The following is a 2,240-nucleotide window of genomic DNA, read 5'->3' as shown; positions in this document are numbered from 1 at the left end:
AATAGTATTGAGATCGACGTCGGCCATACATGTGAGAAGTCCTTCTCATTCAAAAGAGCCTGTGATTTATACCGGCTTTCCCAAAAGTGACCGGTGCATCCATCTTCCTTATTCGCTTGACTATTAATGGGTTCGTTTAAACATTTCATAAACCAACCCAAATTGCCCAAACGTTGACGGTATTGCTCAATAAGCCTATTGAGAGTTTTTATAGTCAGTTGGACTATCCAATTTGTTAGCGGGCCATTGTTGGATGGCAGGCGGGCCAGTAAATCAAATTAAGAGTGTCTGTCCTTTATTTCGTGCTTTATTTCGGTCAAAATAATTCAGTCATGAATTGCCTCTGGTTTTGCAACGATGACCGAACAACTAGGGGTCTTGACTACAGGATCGATTCCACAAATATTACGCTTTTTATCCGCCCAATCGATACCGATTAAAACAGAGTGATCTGTAATACAAGGCTTTTTATAGAACACATCAGGGTGTAAGGTTAGCCTCTAAATATAATGCATTACTCGCTTCTCGCAAGTCTTATAGATACTCGGTATTGCGGCAATCCCCGAGTATGCGTGACTAAACAAGAGCCTTCTGCTAGTTTGAATGTCGTGTGTTTAACGCTGTTTATTCGTAACTAGTATAAGTATGTTCATTCAATTAGCCGACTATGGAAATAATTAATTAATGGAACGGAAGAGCTATAAAACCATGTTGTCGGGATCACTCGCTGCGCTCGCTCTCCGCAAAACGTGGCGTTATGTAGCAGGAATAAACGAGTGAAGCGCGAAGAAATACTGCTTGTATATGATCGGGAATGTCCTGCCTGTAATGTTTATTGCCAGGTTGTGAAAATTAGAGAAAGTGTTGGACATTTAAGAATCGTTGATGCACGTGAAAATAGTGAAGTTTTGCATGAGATAACTGCGAAAGGCCTCGACATAGATCAAGGCGTGGTTTTGAAAATGGGCGATCAGCTTTATTACGGGTCAGATGCAATACATACGCTGGCCTTAATTGGAAGTCGATCAGGAATTCTTAATCGCATAAATTATTGGGTTTTCAGGTCAAAAACAATGTCATCTATTCTGTATCCGTTTTTACGGTTTTTACGAAACTTTCTGTTAAAAATACTTGGGAAATCGAAAATTAATAATCTAGAAATCAAAGGCAATGACAAATTCTAATGGCTACATAACGAATAAGAATAAGTCGTGCGCAGCCGCGACTTATCCGGTTGTTGAACAAGCCCGTCTCGATGGCACTCTCTATAGAAAGAAATAACTGATACACCCATACTTTTAAAATTTCTAGCTTATCCTAGAGTCGTCGGTTTCCTAGAAAAAAGTTGCGGCTAGTCTCGACAAAAAGGGGGTAGTCGAAGAGTGTCGGTTTCTTATTTTGCTTTATTTTTTTACCGCTGGGGGTTGTGAGTCATCAAGTCAGGAGGGGTTATGAACAATATTTTTAGTTTCTTAATGGAGCTAGATAAACTTAAAAGCGTGATGCGTCGATCATATATATTCGATCAGACGCGAAACGAAAATTCTGCTGAACATAGTTGGCATCTTGCTTTAGGCATCATAACGCTTAAAGAGGAGTTTGATGTTGAAATCGATATTGTCAAAACTATTAAAATGGCATTGGTCCATGATATTTGTGAAATAGGGGCAGGTGATATCTCTATTTTCGATCCGGAAAGGTCAAAAAAAGAGGCCGAGGAGCGAAAGTATGTTGATCAACTATCTGTCGTTCCCGTTAAATTTGCGTCTGAAATAAAACACCTTTGGGAAGAGTATGAAGAACAATTTACCAAGGAAAGTCGGTGGGTTAAGGTTGTCGATCGACTTCTACCTTTTATGATGAGTTTGAATACTGAGGGAAGAGCTTGGAAGGAACAGGGTATTAGCAAAAGCCAAGTCATACAAATCAATGAAGTAGTCAAGTTAGAGTCGCCCGAGATTTATGATTGGATGCTCGACCAAATTCAGATAGCGGTAAATCAAAAATGGTTAATCGATTCATAACGAATCACTGTGACTAAAAGTCGACCGTTTGGCCAAAGCCCGTCCACTAGTTGCCTTTAACAAATTTCGGTATTACGTGACGTAATGTTAGCGGATTTGAGCTATTAGTATTGAATCATCTTGTTGCCTGTAAACAATTCGATGCTTATCGTTTATACTTAGTGCGTTTTAGTACTCTTTATCTTTTGTTTGTTAGTAAAGATATTGTTCCTAGGC

At 39.3% G+C, this 2,240-nt stretch carries 2 protein-coding genes and 1 pseudogene; 2 read left to right on the top strand and 1 reads right to left on the bottom strand.

The annotated features are described in order from the left end of the window. Positions 1-191 (bottom strand): annotated as a pseudogene (locus tag QZ562_RS21000) (transposase); the annotation flags it as partial. A 585-nt stretch (positions 192-776) separates the two neighbouring features. Between QZ562_RS21000 and QZ562_RS20995 the strand changes: the two are divergent. Then, the gene (locus QZ562_RS20995) at positions 777-1,184 is read left to right on the top strand and encodes a DCC1-like thiol-disulfide oxidoreductase family protein (RefSeq protein ID WP_293764657.1); all 408 of its coding nucleotides are present in this window, start codon (positions 777-779) and stop codon (positions 1,182-1,184) included. Between the two features lie 267 nt (positions 1,185-1,451). Beyond that, a complete protein-coding gene (locus QZ562_RS20990) occupies positions 1,452-2,024 on the top strand; it encodes an HD domain-containing protein (RefSeq protein WP_293764655.1) in 573 nt (190 codons plus the stop codon). Positions 2,025-2,240 lie beyond the last annotated feature (216 nt).

The organism is uncultured Paraglaciecola sp., assembly GCF_913058035.1.
Classification (GTDB): domain Bacteria; phylum Pseudomonadota; class Gammaproteobacteria; order Enterobacterales; family Alteromonadaceae; genus Paraglaciecola.
This window is presented reverse-complemented; position numbering and strand designations above follow the sequence as displayed.